Source organism: Haloarcula pelagica (assembly GCF_030127105.1).
Taxonomy (GTDB): Archaea; Halobacteriota; Halobacteria; order Halobacteriales; family Haloarculaceae; genus Haloarcula; species Haloarcula pelagica.
Genome location: NZ_CP126161.1, coordinates 42,702 through 63,660, shown reverse-complemented (window position 1 = coordinate 63,660; position 20,959 = coordinate 42,702). Strand labels below are relative to the sequence as shown.

Here is a 20,959-nt window from a genome sequence, read left to right as displayed (position 1 = left end):
CTTCCGACCGACGCCACAACGATTTTCGGCGTACGGGTGCTACGTCGCTGGTGTCATGTCCGACTTCGACCACTACGACTGTCCGAACTGTGGGGAATCGTTCGCCGCGCACCCGAGCGCCCGGGCGGCAGACACCGGCTACTGTAGTCCGGCCTGTCAGACGGCTGGCGAAGGGTACTGAAAAGCGGTCGAAGCAGTCTCGACGCGGTTTCTGAACGTCTCGACAGCGCCGATCAGCTGTCGGGACTGTAGTTCGGTGCCTCGTCCGTGATCATCACGTCGTGCGGGTGGCTCTCCTGCTGGCCGGCCGCCGAGACACGGACGAACTCGGCCCGTGTCTTGAACTCCGGAATCGTCTCTGCGCCGACGTAGCCCATCCCGGACTGCATCCCGCCGACGAGCTGGTGGAGTTCGGATTCGAGCGAGCCCTTGTAGGGGGTCGCCGCCTCGACGCCTTCGGGGACGTAGTCCTCGTCTTCTTCGTCCTCCTTGAGGTAGCGTTCGCCGCCGCCCTCGTTCATCGCGCCGACGCTGCCCATCCCGCGGTACTGCTTGTACTTCTTGCCGTTCATCGTGATGACGCGGCCCGGTGCCTCGTCCGTCCCGGCGAAGTACGATCCGAGCATGACCGCGTCGGCACCGGCGGCGATGGCCTTGATCGCGTCCCCGGAGTACCGGATGCCACCGTCGGCGATGACCGGCACGTCGTGCTGGCTGGCCACGTCAGCGACCTGTGCGACGGCGGTGATCTGGGGCATCCCGGCGCCGGTGACCACGCGGGTCGTACAGATCGAGCCCGGCCCGATGCCCACCTTGACGCCGTCGGCGAAGTCGACGACCGCCTCGGCCGCCTCGCGGGTGCCGATGTTGCCGACGACCACGTCGGCCCCGACTTCGGCCTTGATCTCGCGGGCGCTGTCGATGACGTTGGCGTTGTGCGCGTGAGCGCAGTCGATGAAGAGGATATCCGCGCCAGCGTCGTCTGCTGCCTGTGCACGGTCCAGCTCGAACGGGCCGACGGCGGCGCCGACCCGGAGGTGGCCGTCCTCGTCGCGTGCGGCCTCGTCGTACTCGCGGCGCTGGAGGACGCCTTTCATCGTCACGAGGCCGGTCAGCCGGTTCGCCTCGTCGACGATCGGGACCCGTTCGATCTTGTGGTCGTACATCAGTTCCAGCGCGTCCCGCGGCGAGACATCTTCCGGGGCTGTGACGACCTCGCCGGTCATCGCTTCGGTCACGGCGTCGGACTCGCCGACTTCGAGGTACGGCCGGATGTCCGTCCCGGAGATGATCCCCAGGACCTCACCGGTCTCGTCGTCGACGACGGGCGCGCCGGAGACGCCCTCCCGATCCATCATCTCGTCGACCTCCCGGACGGTCTGCTCCGGGCTGGCCGTCACGACATCGCGGATGATCAGTTCGTCGGCCCGCTTGACCCGCTCGATCTCGTCGGCCATCTCCTCGGCGTCCATGTTCCGGTGGAGGACGCCCAGACCGCCCTGCCGGGCCATGGCGATCGCCATGTCGCTCTCGGTGACCGTATCCATCGCAGCCGTCAGAACTGGAACGTTCAGTTCGACCGAGCGGGAGACACTGGTCGCGGTGTCGGCCTCGTCGGGTTCGACGCGAGACTCTTTGGGTCGCAACAGTACGTCGTCGAATGTGAGAGCCTCCGGAACGCGGAGTTTCTCGGAGAAGGGCTCGGAATCGTTCGCCATGTAAACCGTCCACCACGGCCGGGCAAAAACGTTGCGAGACAGCCCCGCCTCTGTGGACAACTGGCATGCGGTTTACACCCGCTCATCTGTGACATCTGTCCACGATACCCGGGTTATCTTGTGCTTCACGACCTGTGTGGCCGCTTCTCACACAACGTTTATACTCTGACGAAAGATAATGTTACATATGCGAGCTACCGAATCCTTCGGCGCCAACACGGTCCGGCAATCGAGTTCGACCGCAGCTGGCAACACATTCTTTACAGGGTTCGGTAGCCGGAAACAGCTCTGGTCCGCCACTCAGTGCGCGTCCAGTGCGGTAACCTCCCGACGGGTACCGGGTGAACCCGGGCGTTAGCCAGGATGAGTAGCTCCAGACACCCAGTCGCACTCCGCGTCGAGCAGCGGGTCGGCCGTGGCGGCCGCCTGCTCGGAACGGTCATGGCGCTACCGCTCATCGACGGCATCTTCCCGGTGCTCGTCCTGGCCGGTGCGCTCACCACCTGGACGGGGATGCTCGAAGTCGGCCTGCTGGTCTTCGGAGGGTCCGCGACTGTCGCGGTCGTCCTCGCCGAGATGGACGGCGGTCCACGCGAGCAGGCCACGACTGTCCTCCTGATCGGCAGTCTGCTCATCCCGCTTGCCGTGATCGAGGCCGCGCTCGCGCCGACCATCGACAGCCTCGTCCGGACGGGCGTCCTCGAACGGTTCGCCGGCATCGTCATCATGGCGATCGCCGCGCAGACGGCCAGTTCGCGGGTCAGCGAACTCCTCCCGCGCCCGGCGATCATCGTCGTACTCGGCCTGCTGGCCGGGTTCGACCCTGCCGGCGCGACGCTCGTGACGGCAGTCGACCCCTGGATGCTGGCCCGGGCCGCCGGGACCGCCGGCATCGGCGTCGGCTTCGCGCTGGCAGTCGCCGTCTCCAGCCCGTGGCTGCGCAACGCGGTCGACATCGACCGGTTCCGCTTCGGGAGCGCCGTCGCGCTGGGCGTCCTCTCGCTGTCGGTCCTGGGTATCCTTCCGACGACCGCACCCGTAGCGCTGGGCGTCCTCGCGGTCACCGCGCTGCTGTCGTTCGACCCCGGCAACGCCCGCGAGCGACACACCGACTACCACCCCGACGACGTGGACCTGACCGCCGCCTTCTCCGACGGCGGCGCGTCCCAGGGTGTCGCCGCCGACCAGCAAACCGACGACGGCGCCGCGGTCGACTACGAACCGGACACCGAACGGGCCCCCTGGCTCTGAGTGGGAAGGTTTAGGCGCGTCCCGGCCCGTCGAACGAACATGGCCGACAACCGCGTGATCCAGGGCCGGATGCAGACCCCCGAGAGCCTCGCCGAACTCATCGAAGGCGACAGCGTGATGGACGCAGAACCGATCGAAGACGCTGATATGGACTGCCCGGAGTGTGGCGAGAACGTCGTCACGGTCGGCTACATGCCCTCCGCGCTGGCGTTCGTCACCGGCTACAAGTGCCAGGAGTGTGACTGGTCCGACACCGAGCGGGACTGATCGCCGCCCGACAACCGAAACCCCTTTACTGCAACTCGGCATACGCCGGAGTGCGGGGTCGTGGCCTAGTCCGGGAAGGCGGCTGACTCCAGAGGCCACGTGCCTGGGACGAAACTCCAAGGGCTGATATACTGAGCGGCCGGCTGATCACCGGTTCGCGACGATGACCCTCTGGAGTTCCGAGGCACAGGACGGAGATATCAGCCGATCGGGGGTTCAAATCCCTCCGACCCCATCTCGATCTTCAAGTTTTCTAAAGGTAGCAGACATGTAGCGGCTGTTTTCTCGTTTCTCAAAACGCCCGATTTTCATAGTCAGAAATCTGGTAGGTCGGGGTGGTCTGCGTGACCCAGTGGTCCGCCTACACTCACTACCACTGTGACGGCTGCGGCGACCCCTGCATCAACGGGACCGACTCACACTTCGCCGATCTCCATGTCTGTCGTACCTGCTTCGAGGACGTTCCTGAAACTGTCCGAAACTCCGCCACAAGCGAGCGAGCGGAGGGAGCGACCCCCTCACATGGGGGTCCGACCGACCGAGAGAGCGCACGCCCCCGAGCGGAGCGACGGGGGCAATCCCAACGCGAAAGCCCGGCCGAAGGCCCGGAACGTGGGTCCGGTGCCGAGCGGTCGCGGTCGAACACTGCTCCGTCGACTCTTGACAGCTCTCAATGAGCGCGGTCGAAGAGCCCGGTCACCTCAGTGGCCTCGACCTTGCCGATAGATGTAACACTCCCGTCCTGGCCGACCTCTTGGAAGAGCGCGACTTGCAGGATACGGCCAGCTGATCGACGGGACACTCACAGAACGCGATCACGATCGCGTTCGGATAGTGAAGTTCATAGCAGCCCATCCAGAGGGGTCGCCACTCTCGCACGTCGTTTCGTACGCAGTGAAGGGCGTCTCGCCCGACGCCTGTGAGCGCGTCGACGGCTCAGATCCCGACTACCAGTTTGCATACCGCTTCGTCGACGACCTCGTAGCCCCTGAAGACCCCTACGTGCGGAAATCACGGTCTTCGGGCGTTCTGATGGTCACGCCCACACTGCGCCTTCTTGACTTGATTACAGAAGGCATTACTCAAACAACCGGGCAATCCGAAGCCCAGTCGTACGACCGCCAATTTCTGCGCAACTACCTCAGCAAGGTCGATTCCGTGGACGACGACCTCCAGGAACTCCTCGTAGACGGTTTTACATCCTACCTGAACCGGATCAAAGACTACCGGCTGCTCTTCGACGTTCACTTCGTCGACCGCTGCGGCGGCGAGACGACCAAGCGGATGACGAAGGACTACAAGACCCGGTTCAACGACCAGGGTCGTATCTCCAAACAGTTCGCCCGCTTCAACGATGCTCTCGAATACGGCTACGACAACGCTGACAACGCTGTGCTGGTGACGCTGACCACCGACCCGAAGCGCCAGGATTCCCTCCTCGACGGGATCGACTCGATCAACGAGAACTTCAACCGCCTGTTGTCTTACTTCGATTCAGATCCGTCGACGAAATCTGATACTCGTGATCCCGACGTACTCGGCTGGCGTCCCGGCCTCGACAACAAAGTGACCGGACGACCGCGTGACCGACCGGACTACATCAAGGCCCTGGAGTTCACCGAGAAGGGCTATCCACACCTGCACGTCCTGTTCTTCGACGTACCCACCCGCGGCGACGACGGAATGCCCTGGCTCTGCGACAAGACGGAGCTGGCCTCGAAGTGGGCCGACTACGGACAGGGTGAGATCGTCGACGCGTACCCGCTGACCTATCGCGACAATCTCGACGACCTGGAACCAGAGTTCCAGAGTGACGAAGGATTTGTCGACTGGTACCGCTTCGGCGACCACGATCACGGCGAACAGTGGGTTCGCAACCGGACACGCTCGCACGAGCTGATCGAGTTCGGCGACGACGGCCACGACAAGGAGTCGACAGCTGGCGCGTACCTCGGGAAGTACCTCAGCGCGACCTTCGGCTCGCTTCTTGACGCTACCGAGTCCTTCGTCGCAGACGATGACGAACGCGAGTCGTTCGCCGACAAGGCTGCCACGTGGAAACTCGCTCTGTACTGGGTGACGAACCGGCGATTCTGGTCCTGTTCCCAGTCGATCACCGAAGGGATCGACCCCAACGATCACCTCCAGGATCCCGACGTTCGTGAGGCCGTTCGATGGTGTACGCTCGACTCTGTTCGAGCTGCATCGGAACGCCAGATTCGCGATGACCTCGCTCGACGCCGGTGGGACGATCTCGACGATCTTGAAGCCGCCACTGAACGAGCGATTACAGACGTTGAACAGCCACAGCTACGTGCAACGATGCCAGAGGAACCAGTGTTCCGCTGTGTCGTAGACTATATCGGCGCGTACGCATCGTGGGACATTCCAGGTGGGGAAACTGCGTCTTCCGAATTCGAACAAGTAGAAGACGCTTTCGCCGATAACGACTCTCTTCTCTCTGTTGAATAGGGACTACCAGTCTCATTACCGACGTAAGATTTTAAATATTCTAATAGTCAAATAGCTTCATACAAGACTGGAAAAATATCGAGTTAGAGTCAGTTACTATTTTCTTCGGTTTCCTTCGCGACTTTTTGTTCTCCTATTTCCTCTTCAACCGCCTCCTCAACCAAGTTGAAGAACTTATTAAGTTCTCTGTCAACATCGTTCGGCCGGGTTGAGGAAATCACAATATTCTGTTTTCCAAACCCAGAAGGAGATATTTGTCCATTGAATTCTTTCTCGTCGTCTAACCGACTGATGGCTCTTTCCAGATTTAGAGCGCCAAGCCCTGGCATCTCTTCAGGTATCTTACTCCACTTGAGAGTAAGTTTGATCGCAGTACTCCCATCGCTTCCATAAATGAGGCGTTTAATACGGTAGCGACGACTCCGATCAGGTACGTAGCATCTGACATAATCTATTGAGATTATCAGGTGCAGGTGGCTACCGTTGGAGAAGAACGGAATCGTTATTTGATCCTCTTCTCCGTCGCTTAGATGCTCGTTTCGGATTATTTTTTGCTGTGCATAGATGTCTCTGGATTCACTACTCCGCCAAATTAAAAAGGAGAATAATGCACCAACGATGGAGAAGAAGAGTATGAGAAAATTTAGATTCATCTTATTGGTGTGTGATAATTGTCTTCTCTGTTAAAATTTTCCGTGAGTGGATTACTGGCACTTCTCCACTCCTTTGCTTGTAACTATTAAATCGTCTCTCGAAATATCCTGGTATAAATAAGTTCACCAGATCGGTTCTGGTCTACCTTTTATCTAGTATATCTAGTACGTTCAGGTGCGCATGGCTACCGAAAAGGCCGAACCCCTGAAGGGTTCACCAAGGCAGACGCACCGAACCAGAACAACAGCGACGACTACGACACCGAGTGGATTGACCGCCCGGAGGTCGGCGACATGGTGCAGGGCACGCTGCTCGCCCGGAACCTCGATCGCGGAGAGTACGACACTGACGTGCTGGAGATCAAGCTCACCCAGCCGGTCGGCGAGTTCAAGACTGGCGACCTCGTGGCGATGTGGGCCACCGCAGGGATCGAGGACGCGCTCGACGCGAACGAGGTCTCCCGTGGTGACGAGATCGCCGTCACCGCCGACAGCACCTTCACGGCCGACAACGGAGATGAGCGCCGTCGGTACTCGCTCTACGTCAGTGAGGACTGAAGATGAGCTACTACAACTCGTCGTTCCTCTCGGACTACGCGAACATCCGAACGATCCCGGCCACGCTCTCGGTGGCGTTCATCATGGCGTCGCTGTACCAGTTCGGCGGCATCAGCACGATCGACCTCGTGTGGTTCGGCTACACGCTCTCGACCTCGCACTCGCTGATGGTGTCGCTCGGCGCGTTCGCGATCGCCTTCGCCAGCTCGAAACCAAGCGATTCGAGTACTACCAGGACTGGGAGAAGGTCGCGATCGCTGCCGGTCCCGCCGTGATCGTCCTGTACGAGTTCCTTCCCGCGTTCGCTGATCTGCTCGCACAGCTCGGCGACCCGCTGGGAATGCAAATCGCCTTCCTCGCGACCATCATCTCGTGGTCGGTCGCAGTCCAGTGAGGAACTAAGACATGACCCGTATTTTCCGCGTGCTGACTGCGCTCCTGGTAGTTGCATCGACCCTAACCGCTGCTGTCGGCCCTGCGGCCGCTGTCCCTTCGAACGCCGGCAAGAACACCTGGACCGGCGTGTCCCCCTCGGGCGACCACGAAGACATCGAGATCAACCTCGCCGGACCCACAGCCAATGGAGAGATCACCGAAGCCCGCATCGTTGTCGAGAACGACACGACGGAACTCGGTAACTGGACCGTCGACGACAACAGTAACACCTGGACCGTCGATCTCGAAGGTCACTCCCCGTCGACGTGACCGTCACCGCCGACAACATCTCTCAGGTCACCGTCGGAACAGCTGAAACTGACAACTATCGTCCGGTCGAAGATTACGCCAAATCCGGCTCTGGTATCCTTCACAACCCCGGAAACACCGGAGCGTCTACGCCGTCCGACTCTGATCCATCGCACACCTGGACCAACGAGCCATACGCTCCGGTCGTCGACATCAGCAACTACACCGGCACGTTCGATATCCGGTGGACGGCCAACGGGCAGACCCTTTACGCCGCTTCGCTTTCCGGCGCACAGATCGACAGCGGCCGCGTCGCCATCATCAACGCCCACGCCTACGAGGAGTTGAGCGTCAACGTTACCGGCGTCCCAGATCCCGACTACGAAACCGACGGGAATGACGTGTTCTCGAACAAGAAACACGTCCTCGGCTCGACTGGTGGCGACAAAGACCAGATCTGTGACCCGACCGATCGGCTCGCCGGTGCGATCGGCGTGACCATGCTCGACTGTACCGAGTCCCCTGGAATCGAGCGTATCAACACCACCGACACGGACGCCTCCCAGGTCAAATCCGACATCTACCAGTCCGGTCAGTCTGCGAAAGCGTCCGCCGATACCTACCACGCCACCCTGGACAACTACCTCGACGATACAGCCAACACCGCCCGCATCATCGGCAAGAACGCCTACGTCCGCGCGCTGAACAACGGGTCCAGCAAAGCCGCCGCCAAAACCGCCGCGAAACAGGCCGTCTCGGACTACTACGCCACGAAACAGCGCAACCTCGTCAACCAGTGGAACACGCAACTCGCTGAAGTCGCGTATCTCGATCAAGTTGCGCGAAACGAGACGGACATCTCCGCGAACTACGTCTCGCTTGCCTACCACGAAGACGGCAATATGTGGGACAGCGGCACAACAACCACCTGGCAGGACGGAACCACCGTCCTCCCGCTGGTCAACGGCCAGTCGATCAAGGCGACCACCGCGAACATCACCGGGAGCCGTGAGGGCGCTGGTTACGCTTCTTGGTCCACCTGGGGACCGACTGGTATCACCGACTCCTCGCACAAGGTTCCAGAGACCTACGTTTGGTTCCACCACGGCTACTACTACGACTACAACAACACTGATCGCGTCGAGCTCCTCGGCGTAACTGTCTCCCCACCCAACGAGAACTTCAACAGCACTCGGGTGATGTCCTTCCAACGCTACGAGACTGCCTGGACGGCCATCGAACAACAGAACCAGCAGGTCCAGGCCGACATGGACACGGTGGTCAACAACACTTACGACGCCTACCGAGCCGGCGAGATCAACAACTCGGAGCTCGTCGATCCCTACGTCCTGGCTCGGCGCGACCCCGGCCAGGGCTTCCAAACCTGGGCCGCCGGCCAGCTCGTCCTCACCGGCCAGGGCGTCCCCGACGACTTCGACCAGCTGGGCGCGTTCAACATCACCACCGAAAACGGTGACCAGTACCGGGGGATTCTGACCAGTCCAGGAAACCCACCCAGCGGCCAGTTCGCCGTCGGTGAGACCTACAACCCCGACCGGATCAACGGTACCCAGTACGTCATTCTGAGCGACCGGTATGCCGCGCTGGAATCGAACTTCACCATCCACGAGATCCGCACGGTCAACAACGAGACACGCCAGAACGTCACCATCGAAACTCCCAGCTACCAGACTGCCAACGTCTCACAACTGGAAGACGAGATCGAGTATCTGATCGAACTACGCAAGGAGCAAGAAGCTCGCGAGAACAACCTCGACGCCGGCGCCGGTGGCGGGATCATCGGCTCTGGTGGCAACTCCGCTATACTACTGGTCTTGGCCGGTGGCGTGGTCGCCCTGATCCTGGCTGGAGGTGACTGATGCTCTACCGACTCCTTCCAATCCGCCAGGTCGTCGTCTTCGGTGTCATCCTGCTCGGGCTGCACGTACTTGGCATCGATCTCGTGACACCGGCACTCGACTGGCTCGCTTCACAGCTCGGCACCCACGCGCTGCCGTGGTGACCTAACCGCGTTTTCCATCCATGATTCGACGATTCGCACTCCTGTTGATAGTCGCCTGTAGCATCGCCCTCGTTCCAGCGGTCGGAGCGCAAGAGACGACCACGACCTCGACCCCGACAGCGAACGGGACCGCCAACGTGACCGCGCCGGCACAGGCCCCGGCTGCCGAGCTGGTCGTCGACGACGATCTCGTCGTGACCGACTACCGATACCAGGACGGTGAGATGGTCATCACCTTCTGGAGTAGCCAGTACAAGGCCGTCAACATCGCGCCCGCAACTGGACACTCCTCGGCCGGTACGGTGAGCTTCCGGGCCGCCGTCGTCGACGCCGATCGGAAGACGACCGTCCGTGTCGCCTCCCCGGCGGCGTCACGCTCTGGACCGAGCAATCCATCGAGAACCAGCGGTTCCACTACCTCCGCAAGCCGAGTACGTTCTTCGTCTCCGGTCCCTGGAGTGGCTCCGACGTTCGCGATGCCGGACTCGGCGGTGCGATCGGTGTCGCCTTCGCCTGTCTGTACTACGCCGTCGCGGCGAAGATCGGCGCTGCCGAACGAGGTGAGCGTGTCGCATGACCGAGGACGGCCCGCCGGTCGACACCGACCGTGATCGTGACCGCGCCGAGATGCACCAGCAGGCCGACGTTGGTCGTGATCACTCCCGACTCTACCGCCTGCTCGCCTGGCTCGCTGACAATGCGCTGCTCGTCGGCGGCGTGATCGGCTTGGTGATCTTCGCCGTGGCCGCAGTGATCGGCGTCGACATTCCGCGCAACGTCCGTATCATCGGACTGAGTGGACTGATCAGTCTGGTCTTCCTCGGTCGCCCGACCGGCAAGAAGGTCCGCTCGATGCTGTGGGATCCAAATTATATCTGGATCGTCGACGTTGACGCTCGCGTACTCGAGGGCGGCATCTTCCACATGCCTGCCCAACGGTTCCAACAGTGGACGGTCACCGAGGGATCACTCGACTGGGTGAGTCCGAACCTCGCGTTCGGTAAGCAGGTCGACCTCCTGGAACAGACCGTCGAGGGCACCTGGCGCGGCACGCTCTCAGACCGCGAGCTGATGCGTGCGCTCCAGGCCGTCGAGGAGTGTCGCGGCCAGCTCGAAGAGGACGCGAAACGCGGCTTCGCCATCGAATCCCAGGCGTTCACGATCGTCCGCAACGCCACCCGGAAGGCCGTGTTCCGAATCGTCGAGACCTTCGAGAAAGGAACGCTCCCCGACGAAGGCGAGTCGATCACCGAGGAGATCGACGGCGCCGTCGAACGGTTCGGACTCGAACGACTCATTCGCCACGCAGAGACCGACGACTCGCCCGAGTCCGACGTGCCCGGTGTCTCGGTCAACATCGAACAGGCGACCGACGACGCTGTCGACGAAGCGATCGAGGACGCCACGGAGGTTCCCGGCGATGACTGAAGCCGTCGAGATCGTCCTGGCGTTCACGCTCGCGATCGTCGTTTCTGCTGTCTGGCTGCATCTCTGGAGGCTCGGATACGCATGAGCGAAAGCGTCGACGAACACCTACTGACGGCGGCGAAGCTATACGAACAGGTCCGTGGTGAGATGGACGGCGACGACCGCCTGCTTCCGCACACCGGCGTGGTCGAGGACAGCCGCGACCGGACGGCGCTCTCGTTCGTCGAGACAGCCATGCGTGAAACCGACCGGTCACCGGTCGGTAATCCAACCTTCGAGCGCACCCGCCTCGGCGACGTACTCTCCTCGAAGTTCCTCACCGACACCGCGACCGAGGCCGTCGCCCAGGGCAACGGCTCGGTCATGTCTCACATCGTCGGCGTCACCGAGCAGGATCTCGACGCCTCCGCGCTGCGGCTCCCGATGATGCTCCTGGACGAGATCGAGAACAACGGCGCACCGGCGTTCGTCACTGCCGCCGGGAACCCGAACACTGGCAAGACCAACACGGCCATCCTGCTGATCCAGCTCCGCGCGCTCGACCTCGACGATCTCCTCGTCCTCTCGAACGTGCGTTCCTGGGACGGTACGGATATCGTCGTCACCTCGGCGCACGATCTCGCCGTGCAGCTGCTCGAACATCGCGACCAACCGAAGGCGATCCTGATCGACGAAGGATCGACGCACTTCGACGCCCGGACGAACCGGCGCGAAGTGGCCGAACAGTACACGCCACTGGCGAAGCGATACGCGAAACTCGGTGTCGACATGGAGGCCGTCGTCGTCCACACTGGCAAGGACCTCCACCCCGAGCGAAAGCGGCTGTCGACGCTGGCGCTCTACAAGGCCGCGAAGAAATCAGGTGAGTTCTTCGAGACGTGGCCCGCCGACGCTGACGCGCCGACCGATCGGCTGTTCGGTGGGAGTCTCGAAGAGATCGAGAAGGCCGTCGGCTACGATCCCGACGACGCCGCTCCCTGGGCGTGGAATCTTCGAGCTGGTCTGTTCGAACAAGATGTCGGTTGGAATCAGATACACGATTTATTACTGGAAAACGGACCTATGCCCTAAACGGACGACTGTTCGTCACTATCTTCTATATCTACATTAAAATGCTCAGATAAAACCCGCTTTGCAAACAAGGGAGATATCTCATAGTTTTCACCACTTTCCTGGTCTATTTCTACTGAAGACTCTTTTTCAACAACTTTCTGTAATAAGTTCTTATACTGGCCTTGCCACCGTATATACGAAAGCTCTTTTCGAGTAATATACGATTCAAATCCTGAATCAATCAGTTTATCTACTTCAACATCCTCGGTTTCTATCATAATATCAGTGTCAACATCTGGTAAATTACCATTAGAAAACTCCTCTGTTTCAATTCCTCTCGAAATTATTTCTTCCAAACTACTAATTTCGTCTTTGTTCCCATCTGAAGTCATTTGATATAGAACCCGAATAACTGCTCCGACTACCTGCTCAGGATCTCCATCAATATTCTGAAATACTGTTTGAATGTCCCTGTTTGAGAATCTCCCACTAATCAGTATGAAATCCTCCAATGACTGAGATAATCTCTTCCTTATACGATACCTTGCATCTCGATCAAGACTATCGCCTGGATTCTCTTTCTTATTTAGTAAAAACTCCCTATCGGATTCTGTCAATATTCCCTGGAATCGTCCCAAGCTTGTCTCGTCTTTATCAGTCATAGCGAAATCTGTCGTTGCTGGTGCAGACGTCGTAACCTATGCAGACGAAATTTTATAAAGGTCACTCCGCTACTAACTGTCAGGAAGAAAGATAGGACGAACTTACCACTCAGGACCTATAGTACAGGTCCTGTGCGACACCCGGGACATGTTGCCACACAGGACCGGGGGTCGCACAGGAATTACCCTGGTAGGGTTATGGGTAAACTGTAACTGCATTATGGGCTAGCAACCCATCGGTTATAGGCTTTACCCAACTTTATCTCCCCCCACTTACGGCTGGGTATGCCGTAAAGTGAATGAGTTCCGCAAAAACTCCCAACGATAGTAACGATCCTGTTGAATGGGCTGAAGAAACCAAATCACGAAAGAGACTAATCAAAACCATCGGATATGTAGCTGGGCCGAAAACGATCGAACGTCCAGACTTTCAGGACGAGGTTGTTGAGTCAGATGGACTGGAAGAGATCATCGATAGCCGAGAGAAAGTGGTGAAAACGCTCAATCAAACCAATCTGCTCAATGGACTGGTTGAAGATGGCTATCTCCGAAAGGAAAAACAGGGCGGACAGGACCCCATTGTCCTTGATCTCAACTATGATGAAGATCGAGACACGTATGAGGTTGCCCCCTTCGGTGCTCCGAGTAAACTACGCTCGATAGCTTATGACGTCTTAGACCGAAACGACCTACCGTCAGATACTCTTGAGGGCGTCGATACTAATGATTTCAATGCGGTATTGGACGCGGTTAACGATGCAGTCGGTAGAAAGGTTCTTGTTGTAGTTTCGGAGGCGAGCCAATATCGTCTCCGTGAAGAGGCTCTTAGTATCGCGTCAAAGAAAGTCTCGGATGCAAAGGAATCTTCCTGACTAGCGCATAGGCCGAACTCTGTCATTTCCCACCCACCCATCCACCCACCTACAGGTGGATTAGGCATTATTCACTTTCACCGTGGTATCATATGATTTCTGCTCTAATGGTAAGATGACACGTTCTGAAATCGTATGATTTCACCTTTCATTATGAGTTAGCCTAGTCAAATCTTCTTGGAGATACTCATATGTTTGAAAATTCTCGGTTTCACAATAGTCGATAAGATTATTTGGAGCTATCTCGTTCCCACTTTTTTTCTCATAAATCACCTTCACATGATTATTGCTTACTTCTACTATCGTGGCGGGATCTGGTTCATTGTGTGACGATTTGATTACGTAGTCCCCCACGGTGAACGGATTCTCCGCGTATTGAAGATTCTCATGTTTGTATGTGTAGAGATCAATGTCCTGATCGTCGCAGTATGAAGAAAGAAGAGCTGGCGAAATATCTCGCCAGTCACCTGGACCCTCGTCGAGCGAACTCGGGAACGCGACTCGGACCCCCTCACCATCCAGTTCTTGCCCGTACAGCTCGATCTGCGTCTCCGGTGGTAGGACCTCGACGACGACCCCGACGGAAGAATCTTCTTCACCCCGCTTCTCGACGCGATCTCCTGGCTGGAATGGATTCTCTGGCTTCTGGTTCATATTCGCCGTGTTCGGCCCGAGGTCCCGGAGTTCGTTCATCGACTGGGCCGCCAGGTGTTCGAGCTTCGCAGGCGAGTTCCCAGAGAATTGCTGTTCGGTTTCGACCTTCGATTCCAGCGTCTCGATACGCTCCCATCCAAGCAGGATCAGGCTGTCCTCGTTGTCACGGTGCCAGACCATCACCACGATATCGTCTTCCGAATCGTTCTCGATCAGCGTCTCCGGGTGGAAAGCCGCCACGTCTCGCGAGGTCTTCACGTCCACCTCGTACCCGAACACCTCGAAATCGTGTCCGGCGAAGCTCTCCGGGTTACACCGGCGAATCGCATCCTCGTTCTTCCACTCCCACATCTCTGCAGGCAGATATTCGCGGCAGAACTGCTCGAAAGCGATTTCTCCTAAGTTCCCGATACGCTTGACAGACACATCGTCGGCGTCCTGCTTCACCGCCTGATGATGTGCCCGCTGTCTGTCGATCTCGTCCGGCGTAAACTCGTACACACACCCAACCGCTCACTCGAACGACAATAGTATTTCTCTCGTTTCACTCCATCATCTTTGGATGGCGCGGATACGGGTACAACTCTACATCGACCTCGCCGTCGAGGTACTGCTCTCCCTTCGTCGTCAGCTCGACGAGATCCTGATCCTCGGTCAAGAAGGCCACCAGATCGGCGTCGGCAAGAACTCGACACCGCTCCTGGACCTGCGTCTCGGTTGCATGAATCCCGTCTCGGACAGCCATCTGGCTGGCTGTCGACCACGAATCGTCTCGCAGGTGTTCGAGTATTCGATCATCGATGCACCTCTGCCAACGGGCGGTCTTTCGAATCGTCATAGTGGAGGGCTATCTACACGTCGTTCGTCTCCGCATCCGTCGAGGACGACCCATCCGCCGGACCATTCCCCGAGATATACACTCCTTCCTCCGCATCATACTCCTCGTCGAGATAAGCGATCCCCTCTTCGGTGATCACGTACGCTCCGTTCCCGATTTCCCGGAGCAATCCGTTCTCTGCGAGCTTCCTGCACCGCCGAGAGATATGAGCCTGTGACACTCTGATGAGACCGCTCTCTTTGAGCTTCTTGGGAGTCCCTGCACCGTCGTTCTCCCGTATCCACTCCAGAATACGGTCGTCCCATACACTCTGCCACGAACCAGATCTACGCATCTAGCGCACACATTCATTCCTACGAACCTAATTCATGTTAAATATGCACTTAGCTTAGCAAATAGCGTACCAATCTGTTCGTTACATTTATGCAGTCAGATTGTAACAGAGTAGTTGCGGGGCCACCGACTGATGGCTCTCGTCGATCGAGGCCGGGACCGTGCTGGTACACGGCCCCAGAAGGTGGTTCCGGTGATCAGTGATGCACGCCGAAACCTGCGCGGGCCGGACAGCCCGCACGACGTACGTCGTCCCGTTCGCTGAAAAACGTACTGAGATGGAGGGTCCACAGTGACCCGATCGCCGTCTGATCTCACACCGCGCTCTGCTCGCGAGCGGTTCCTCGACGAGTGTCGCATCGACTCGACCGACTCGACCATCCGGAGCTACGGGAACCGGCTCACTCCGTTCGTCGAGTGGTGCGAGGCCGAAGGGATCACCGAGGTCGGCGACCTCTCCGGCTGGCTCCTCGACGAGTACCGACGGTCCCTCACCGACGACGCCCCGGTGACGGTGAAAGGCAAGATGATGGCAGTCAAGCAGCTGGTCGGCTACCTCGAACGGATCGAGGCCGTCGAGGACGATCTCGAAGACAAGGTTCCGATTCCCTCGCTCTCCGCCGAGGACGAACGCAGTGAGGTGAAGCTCGCTCCCGACGACGCGGCGAAACTGATCGAGTATCATCGAAACTCCGTCGCCATGCGCGGGACGGCCCAGCACGCGATGCTCGAAGTGCTGTGGTTCACCGGTTGCCGGATGAGCGGCGTGATGGCGCTCGACCTCGACGACTACGACGAAGAGAAAGGAACTCTCCGGTTCGTCAACCGCCCGCAGACCGGTACTCGTCTGAAGAACGGGAACGACGGCGAACGTCCGGTAGCAGTTCCACCTCAGGTCGTCGAGGTCCTAGACGAATTCATCGCTCGCGAGCGGCCGGACAAGCGGGACGATCACGGCCGTCGCCCGCTGTTCTCGACGCGACAGGGACGCGCTTCTGATACGTCGGTTCGCTCCTGGTGCTACCTGGGAACCCAGCCGTGTCTCTACACGTCCTGTCCCCACGGGCGCAACCGGGAGATCTGCAAGTACCGGAAGCGGACCCACGCGAGTCAGTGTCCCTCGTCCCGGTCACCACACCAGATCCGCACTGGCTCGATCACCTGGCAACTCAACTGCGGAATGCCGATCGAGGACGTGGCCGAGCGGGTCAACTCGGCCCCGTCGACGATCCGCCGGCACTACGACGTGGCGACCGGCGAGGAAAAGCTCGAAGAGCGCCGTCGCAACCACATCGGAAACCTCTCACTTTCCAAAGATGATTGAACACGAAACCGGCGTCTCAACGGCTGAAACCCGCGGATTTAGCCGTGGTACTGATCCCTCCGACCCCATACCGTATAAAAGTAAAGCGGTCTTTCTTGCCGCTTTCTTCTCGCCACTCCAGTGCCGACGCTGCTCCCACCAACCGAGGTGGTCGGCAATGAGTCGTGTCGAAGGTGTATTCGGCCTTCGTCACGCCGGCTTCGATATAGTCGTTGTGCGCCGCCAAGGCCTTGGGGTCGATCTGTCCGGCGGCCATCGGGCCGACCGCGATCGTCGGGCCAGCAGTTGCTCACCGGTGACATGTACGGGGATCCAGCTGACGACTGAGTGAACGAACCGAACCATTCGGTACAGAGGGGTCAGGTCTCGTCTCAGCCACCTGTTCAGTTTCGATGTCGACGCCCGTCATTCGGAACAACTCAGCTGTAGACTGCTGGTTGGTAGACGATGCCATCGATTTCGAATCGGGCACCGCCGCCCTCGCTCTCAGTGATCTCGATATCCCACCCATGCCCGATAACGATCTCTTTCACGATATTCAGCCCGAATCCGGTCTTGTCGGGATTGGTCGTGTAGCCGGACTCGAAGATCTTATCGCGCTCCCCTTGCGGAATACCAGGGCCGTCATCCTCGAAATACAGACCGCCATCCGTCGTTCCGACCCTGATAACCGTCGACCCATCGGAGTGTTCAACGGCGTTGCGGATAAGGTTCTCAAAGACCTGTTTGAGACGGCTACAGTCGGCCTCAAAGGCCTTTGAGTCCTCGATATGTAACTCCGAATTCGCTGTTTCGACCATCTCCCAGGCCGAACTGACGATATCTCGAAGTTCGACCGTTTCGGTCTCGGAGATGTCGGTCTCGACCATCCGCATGGCTGAGACCTGCTCCAAGAGTTCGTCCATGCGGTCAATCGCCTTCTCAGCTTTCTCAATCCACTGTTCCTCACCGGTGTCCCGATACAGAACCAGCGAGTCAGCCGCAATACTCACTGGATTTTGAAGATCGTGGGACAGCATCTTCCGCATATTCCGGAGTTGTTCGTTTTGCTGTTCCAACTCCTGTTCACGCTCTTTCAACCCTGTGACATCACGGGCGTTAACTACGAATCCGTTGATGAAATCGTCGTCGAAGAGATTCTTCCCACGCGCTTCCACGAGTGTCCAGCCGCCAGTTGGATCTTCGAATCGGAATTCGATCGTCGGTTCCCTGCCGGGATTTTCCACCGCAGTGAAGAACTTGTCCATCGCTTCCTTTCGATCGTCTGGCGGCATATAATCGAAGGCGGACTCACCGATCAGCTCCGCTTGTTTGTACCCTAGTTCGTTCTCACAGGCCGGTGAGATATATTTGAACCGTCCCGTCTCGTCGACAATCCCCAGGACATCGGTCGAATTCCTGACGACTTTACTGAACTTTTCTTCGGACCGTTTGAGCGTTTCCGAGGCCCGGTACTGTTCGACAGCATTACAGATGCGATTCGAAAGTATCGAGTACTGGTCCGGCCCAGTTCGCTTTTCGAGATAATCCGTGACACCCTTCGATATTGCTTCACTCGCGATTTCCTCGCTACCCTTCCCAGTGAACAATATAAACGGGATGCCTTCGTTTATCTGCCGAACGGCTTCAAGAAACTCGAGTCCATCCATGGTCGGCATATCGTAATCACTGACGATCGCATCGAGTTCCACCTCGGTGACAGTCTCGATAGCGTCGGACGGATTGGACTCCGTACGTACCTCAAAGCCGCCTTCTTCACGTTCTAAAAATGTCGCAGTGAGATCTAAGAGGTCGGGATCGTCGTCGACGACAAGGATCGCGATATCCCGATCGGTATCGGGCAGCGAGAAGACATTTGACTGGGCTTCGCCGTTCGTGTGGATCGGCATCTCAGTCACCTCCATCTTCGTGATGAGCGAGAATCTTGGTGAAGTACGGAGTCATCACACGGACGCCCTGTAGCCAGTGCCGCTCGGTATGCATATCGTGGAGTTCAAACGCGAGGGCATAGCGCATCGCCTCTGGTCCAGGTCCCGCTTGCCCCGCTCGCGGCTTGTCTGGATACTCGGGATCGTCCAGTGCGGCCCGGAGTTCGTACACCTGAGATCGCTGAAACGGGCTCCAATAGTCCCCACCGATTTTATGCTGTTTCCAGGCTTCCGCCTTTGTTATTGCATATCTCTGGTCGGCCCCGATGATTGTCGCTCGTTGTCGAAGTTGCTGGATGGCAGGTGAATAGTCCGCACCACGTAGGCCTGCACGGTCGATCGTCCCGTTCTTGAGATGATCGAACTCGATGCGGTCTTTCTCCCAGAGGGAGTTAACGAACGCCTCCGAAGCTAACTTGACAGCGTCATCGCTTAGTTCTGGAAACTGTCGCTTGTCGATTTCTTGGAGGGCTTCGATAGCTTTCTCTTTATTGGAATTGTCATGTGCCCGAAATACGATGGCGAGATGTTCGGCCATCTCTCGGGCTGTCGTTCGCAGACGTGACTTCCCCTCGTCAGAATAATCCACCCCTAATTGGTTCATTCCAGAGGTATGTTGTCACCCTACACTACTTATAGCTTATTCTGACATTGGCCCTGTAATATATTAAAATAATAAGTATATGGGTCCAGGTTAGCGGAATCAGAATTCATAAGAGAGTTTACACGGATACGTGTATGAAAAGGAGCTCGGGAAGGCACGCCCACAGATCGCTCAGTCGGGGGATTCAGGATCCAGGGGGAGGCGATCCAGGCCGACAGTATCGTAGTCCTGCTCGGTCGAGAGGACACGCCCTTCGCCAGACGTGACGAGTCCGGCGTGGAGCGCATCGAACGGAGTGAGGTCGTACTCGTCGAGAAACGCTGCAGCGGCCAAGACGCATCCTCGTGCTCTTCGGGTACGATCGGCCCTAGTTAGCCACCGTGTTTGCGGCACCAGACCTGCCCACCGATCGGTGAGTTCCTGTCGAGATCCAAGGCCGAAGAAAGAGGTCGCGGACAGCCACGGTCACGACGAGCTCTACGGCTTCACCCTGGGGTGGGCGAACCGTCACATAACAGTGCTCGTCTCGTTCCTCGATCTCGTCGGGAGACTACCAGATAATCGGTCAGGCCGCGTTCAAATACATATAATTTCAATTACATATATAGTTCAATCCACATTGTCCCAGACATCAGCCGCTCATCGTCTAAACCGCTGAATTTCTCGGTTTGGCGGCCTAACGTACTTTCCGGCCCATCCAGACGCTTAGTGGCTGGGCGAAACGTCGACCGTTCGATCTGCGGAGATTGTCACGGTCCGATCAGCGTACTGGAATTGCAGGCGGTGGTGAATCACCAGACGTAGCTTGATTTCACTGTTTTAGAGATTGCTTGATGTTGTGAACCGCACACATCAGGACGAGTTCACGAAATTCACCGTACCAGGTTCGTGCACGCACGGCGTCACCGAGCGTGCGCTTGATCGTGGAGAAGACGGTCTCACACATCGCTCTCTGGCGGTATCGAGGCCCATCGATCCGCGCGTTGTGCGCGTGATCGATGGGCCGGAACTCACGATGTTTGATCAGCGGTCTCACGCCTTCTTCACGGAGTTTATCGCGTAAATCCATCCAGTCGTAGCCTTTGTCAGCAGCGAGGCTGGCGAGGTCGCCCGCGTTGCGGAGGGCGACCTGCCAGCTTGTGTGTCGTGGCGTTTCTCGGTCGTACAATGAACGTCCAGAATGGCTTGGCTTTCTGTGTCGACGAGAGCAGTTGCTTTGAGTGTCTGAACCCGGTAATTCGTCCGGCGACAGTAGTGCTTGCAGCGTTTTCGCGGTCGAAGAATGTCGCGTCTATCGCGGCGTGACCGCTCGGCTCGTGCAGTTGCGCCGACAGGCGCAGCAGCACTCGCCAGAGTGCTGTCTTGATTCTGTCAAACCACTTGATTAGCGTCGAGTGGTCGGGGAGATCGGCCGTGTCGAGTCCGATCTCCCCGAGTATTTGTGGCATCTCGCTCAGCAAATCAAGTGCTTCTCGGTAGGATTTTTCCAGGTAAACCCGCAGACAGTGCAGCGACACCACCGCATACTCGGCGAAGCCGCCACCCCTTCGGGGGCGGCGACTTCGCCTCGCTCACCAACAGCATTTTTAGCTAACTGAACGACTTTGCTCGTGAAGCGGGAGATCTTCGACATAGAG

The 20,959-nt window shown here is 58.3% G+C and carries 22 protein-coding genes, 1 tRNA gene and 4 pseudogenes; 15 read left to right on the top strand and 12 right to left on the bottom strand.

The window, feature by feature from the left end:
* Positions 1-55 precede the first annotated feature (55 nt).
* Complete coding sequence (locus P1L40_RS00370) at positions 56-181, top strand: hypothetical protein (protein WP_284009207.1); 126 nt, start codon at positions 56-58, stop codon at positions 179-181.
* 52 nt (positions 182-233) lie between these two features.
* On the opposite strand, the gene guaB is transcribed toward P1L40_RS00370, so the two are convergent.
* A complete protein-coding gene (gene guaB / locus P1L40_RS00365; protein ID WP_284009301.1) occupies positions 234-1,718 on the bottom strand; it encodes an IMP dehydrogenase in 1,485 nt (494 codons plus the stop codon).
* Between the two features lie 363 nt (positions 1,719-2,081).
* Between guaB and P1L40_RS00360 the strand changes: the two genes are divergently transcribed.
* The 4 genes from P1L40_RS00360 to P1L40_RS00345 all read left to right on the top strand — a co-directional run bounded on the left by P1L40_RS00360 (position 2,082) and on the right by P1L40_RS00345 (position 5,708).
* A complete protein-coding gene (locus P1L40_RS00360; RefSeq protein ID WP_284009299.1) occupies positions 2,082-2,969 on the top strand; it encodes a DUF5794 domain-containing protein in 888 nt (295 codons plus the stop codon).
* Positions 2,970-3,008: 39 nt separating this feature from the next.
* Positions 3,009-3,236 (top strand): DUF5795 family protein, encoded by a 228-nt coding sequence (locus tag P1L40_RS00355; protein WP_284009297.1) that lies wholly within the window; start codon positions 3,009-3,011, stop codon positions 3,234-3,236.
* Positions 3,237-3,290: 54 nt separating this feature from the next.
* Positions 3,291-3,471, top strand: a tRNA-Trp gene (locus P1L40_RS00350).
* A 599-nt stretch (positions 3,472-4,070) separates the two neighbouring features.
* A complete protein-coding gene (locus tag P1L40_RS00345; protein ID WP_284009296.1) occupies positions 4,071-5,708 on the top strand; it encodes a DUF8148 domain-containing protein in 1,638 nt (545 codons plus the stop codon).
* Between the two features lie 89 nt (positions 5,709-5,797).
* Here the strand turns inward: P1L40_RS00345 and P1L40_RS00340 are convergent, their stop codons facing one another.
* Complete coding sequence (locus P1L40_RS00340) at positions 5,798-6,361, bottom strand: hypothetical protein (RefSeq protein WP_284009295.1); 564 nt, start codon at positions 6,359-6,361, stop codon at positions 5,798-5,800.
* A 294-nt stretch (positions 6,362-6,655) separates the two neighbouring features.
* On the opposite strand from P1L40_RS00340, the gene P1L40_RS00335 reads away from it, so the two are divergent.
* The 8 genes and pseudogenes from P1L40_RS00335 (at position 6,656) to P1L40_RS00295 (ending at position 12,125) form a co-directional block, all read left to right on the top strand.
* The gene (locus P1L40_RS00335) at positions 6,656-6,919 is read left to right on the top strand and encodes a hypothetical protein (protein WP_284009293.1); all 264 of its coding nucleotides are present in this window, start codon (positions 6,656-6,658) and stop codon (positions 6,917-6,919) included.
* A 2-nt stretch (positions 6,920-6,921) separates the two neighbouring features.
* Positions 6,922-7,313 (top strand): annotated as a pseudogene (locus tag P1L40_RS00330) (DUF8023 family protein).
* 11 nt (positions 7,314-7,324) lie between these two features.
* The gene (locus tag P1L40_RS00320; protein WP_284009288.1) at positions 7,325-7,624 is read left to right on the top strand and encodes a hypothetical protein; all 300 of its coding nucleotides are present in this window, start codon (positions 7,325-7,327) and stop codon (positions 7,622-7,624) included.
* Positions 7,621-9,483, top strand: coding sequence for an Env/VP5 family phage fusion protein (locus P1L40_RS00315; RefSeq protein WP_284009286.1), 1,863 nt, complete (start codon positions 7,621-7,623; stop codon positions 9,481-9,483). Before P1L40_RS00320 ends, P1L40_RS00315 begins: the two co-directional genes overlap by 4 nt.
* On the top strand, positions 9,483-9,626 hold the full coding sequence (locus P1L40_RS00310) for a hypothetical protein (RefSeq protein ID WP_284009285.1): 144 nt from the start codon (positions 9,483-9,485) through the stop codon (positions 9,624-9,626). Before P1L40_RS00315 ends, P1L40_RS00310 begins: the two co-directional genes overlap by 1 nt.
* A 20-nt stretch (positions 9,627-9,646) precedes the next feature.
* Positions 9,647-10,203 (top strand): annotated as a pseudogene (locus P1L40_RS23700) (DUF8063 family protein).
* Positions 10,200-11,054, top strand: a complete 855-nt coding sequence (locus P1L40_RS00300) for a DUF8125 domain-containing protein (RefSeq protein WP_284009283.1) — start codon at positions 10,200-10,202, stop codon at positions 11,052-11,054. The pseudogene P1L40_RS23700 and the gene P1L40_RS00300 overlap by 4 nt, the downstream one beginning before the upstream one ends.
* Before the next feature lie 81 nt (positions 11,055-11,135).
* Positions 11,136-12,125, top strand: coding sequence for a hypothetical protein (locus P1L40_RS00295; RefSeq protein ID WP_284009282.1), 990 nt, complete (start codon positions 11,136-11,138; stop codon positions 12,123-12,125).
* Here P1L40_RS00295 and P1L40_RS00290 read toward each other — a convergent pair.
* Positions 12,122-12,769 carry a DUF8102 family protein gene (locus P1L40_RS00290; RefSeq protein WP_284009280.1) on the bottom strand — a complete coding sequence of 216 codons (648 nt, stop codon included), beginning with the start codon at positions 12,767-12,769 and terminating at the stop codon, positions 12,122-12,124. The two genes, P1L40_RS00295 and P1L40_RS00290, sit on opposite strands and share 4 nt — an antisense overlap.
* Positions 12,770-13,068: 299 nt before the next feature.
* Between P1L40_RS00290 and P1L40_RS00285 the strand changes: the two genes are divergently transcribed.
* Entirely contained in the window at positions 13,069-13,641 is a 573-nt protein-coding gene (locus P1L40_RS00285) for a hypothetical protein (protein ID WP_284009278.1), read from the top strand.
* A 141-nt stretch (positions 13,642-13,782) separates the two neighbouring features.
* On the opposite strand, the gene P1L40_RS00280 is transcribed toward P1L40_RS00285, so the two are convergent.
* The 3 genes from P1L40_RS00280 to P1L40_RS00270 form a co-directional block, all read right to left on the bottom strand.
* A complete protein-coding gene (locus tag P1L40_RS00280) occupies positions 13,783-14,796 on the bottom strand; it encodes a DUF7961 domain-containing protein (RefSeq protein ID WP_284009276.1) in 1,014 nt (337 codons plus the stop codon).
* Positions 14,797-14,839: 43 nt separating this feature from the next.
* Positions 14,840-15,040: a hypothetical protein gene (locus P1L40_RS00275; protein ID WP_284009274.1), complete on the bottom strand. Its 201-nt coding sequence runs from the start codon at positions 15,038-15,040 to the stop codon at positions 14,840-14,842.
* Positions 15,041-15,146: 106 nt separating this feature from the next.
* Positions 15,147-15,467 carry an ArsR family transcriptional regulator gene (locus P1L40_RS00270; protein ID WP_284009272.1) on the bottom strand — a complete coding sequence of 107 codons (321 nt, stop codon included), beginning with the start codon at positions 15,465-15,467 and terminating at the stop codon, positions 15,147-15,149.
* A gap of 291 nt (positions 15,468-15,758) precedes the next feature.
* Between P1L40_RS00270 and P1L40_RS00265 the strand changes: the two genes are divergently transcribed.
* Complete coding sequence (locus P1L40_RS00265) at positions 15,759-16,790, top strand: tyrosine-type recombinase/integrase (protein WP_284009269.1); 1,032 nt, start codon at positions 15,759-15,761, stop codon at positions 16,788-16,790.
* A 16-nt stretch (positions 16,791-16,806) separates the two neighbouring features.
* On the opposite strand, the gene P1L40_RS00260 is transcribed toward P1L40_RS00265, so the two are convergent.
* The 6 genes and pseudogenes from P1L40_RS00260 to P1L40_RS00240 form a co-directional block, all read right to left on the bottom strand.
* Positions 16,807-17,046 carry a hypothetical protein gene (locus P1L40_RS00260; protein WP_284009268.1) on the bottom strand — a complete coding sequence of 80 codons (240 nt, stop codon included), beginning with the start codon at positions 17,044-17,046 and terminating at the stop codon, positions 16,807-16,809.
* Positions 17,047-17,209: 163 nt separating this feature from the next.
* A complete protein-coding gene (locus P1L40_RS00255) occupies positions 17,210-18,679 on the bottom strand; it encodes a response regulator (protein WP_284009202.1) in 1,470 nt (489 codons plus the stop codon).
* Between the two features lies 1 nt (position 18,680).
* A complete protein-coding gene (locus P1L40_RS00250) occupies positions 18,681-19,256 on the bottom strand; it encodes a hypothetical protein (protein WP_284009200.1) in 576 nt (191 codons plus the stop codon).
* A 237-nt stretch (positions 19,257-19,493) separates the two neighbouring features.
* Positions 19,494-19,693: pseudogene (locus tag P1L40_RS00245) on the bottom strand (PIN domain nuclease); the annotation flags it as partial.
* Positions 19,690-19,833: a hypothetical protein gene (locus P1L40_RS23695; protein ID WP_465260776.1), complete on the bottom strand. Its 144-nt coding sequence runs from the start codon at positions 19,831-19,833 to the stop codon at positions 19,690-19,692. The pseudogene P1L40_RS00245 and the gene P1L40_RS23695, both read right to left, overlap by 4 nt.
* A 300-nt stretch (positions 19,834-20,133) precedes the next feature.
* A pseudogene (locus tag P1L40_RS00240) lies at positions 20,134-20,955 on the bottom strand (IS5 family transposase).
* Positions 20,956-20,959 lie beyond the last annotated feature (4 nt).

Coding starts and splice junctions, on each gene's coding strand:
- P1L40_RS00370 (WP_284009207.1), top strand. CDS start 56: ATGTCCGACTTCGACCACTACGACTGTCCGAACTGTGGGGAATCGTTC.
- guaB (WP_284009301.1), bottom strand. CDS start 1,718: ATGGCGAACGATTCCGAGCCCTTCTCCGAGAAACTCCGCGTTCCGGAG.
- P1L40_RS00360 (WP_284009299.1), top strand. CDS start 2,082: ATGAGTAGCTCCAGACACCCAGTCGCACTCCGCGTCGAGCAGCGGGTC.
- P1L40_RS00355 (WP_284009297.1), top strand. CDS start 3,009: ATGGCCGACAACCGCGTGATCCAGGGCCGGATGCAGACCCCCGAGAGC.
- P1L40_RS00340 (WP_284009295.1), bottom strand. CDS start 6,361: ATGAATCTAAATTTTCTCATACTCTTCTTCTCCATCGTTGGTGCATTA.
- P1L40_RS00335 (WP_284009293.1), top strand. CDS start 6,656: ATGGTGCAGGGCACGCTGCTCGCCCGGAACCTCGATCGCGGAGAGTAC.
- P1L40_RS00320 (WP_284009288.1), top strand. CDS start 7,325: ATGACCCGTATTTTCCGCGTGCTGACTGCGCTCCTGGTAGTTGCATCG.
- P1L40_RS00310 (WP_284009285.1), top strand. CDS start 9,483: ATGCTCTACCGACTCCTTCCAATCCGCCAGGTCGTCGTCTTCGGTGTC.
- P1L40_RS00300 (WP_284009283.1), top strand. CDS start 10,200: ATGACCGAGGACGGCCCGCCGGTCGACACCGACCGTGATCGTGACCGC.
- P1L40_RS00295 (WP_284009282.1), top strand. CDS start 11,136: ATGAGCGAAAGCGTCGACGAACACCTACTGACGGCGGCGAAGCTATAC.
- P1L40_RS00290 (WP_284009280.1), bottom strand. CDS start 12,769: ATGACTGATAAAGACGAGACAAGCTTGGGACGATTCCAGGGAATATTG.
- P1L40_RS00285 (WP_284009278.1), top strand. CDS start 13,069: ATGAGTTCCGCAAAAACTCCCAACGATAGTAACGATCCTGTTGAATGG.
- P1L40_RS00275 (WP_284009274.1), bottom strand. CDS start 15,040: ATGGCTGTCCGAGACGGGATTCATGCAACCGAGACGCAGGTCCAGGAG.
- P1L40_RS00270 (WP_284009272.1), bottom strand. CDS start 15,467: ATGCGTAGATCTGGTTCGTGGCAGAGTGTATGGGACGACCGTATTCTG.
- P1L40_RS00260 (WP_284009268.1), bottom strand. CDS start 17,046: ATGGCCGCCGGACAGATCGACCCCAAGGCCTTGGCGGCGCACAACGAC.
- P1L40_RS00255 (WP_284009202.1), bottom strand. CDS start 18,679: ATGCCGATCCACACGAACGGCGAAGCCCAGTCAAATGTCTTCTCGCTG.
- P1L40_RS00250 (WP_284009200.1), bottom strand. CDS start 19,256: ATGGCCGAACATCTCGCCATCGTATTTCGGGCACATGACAATTCCAAT.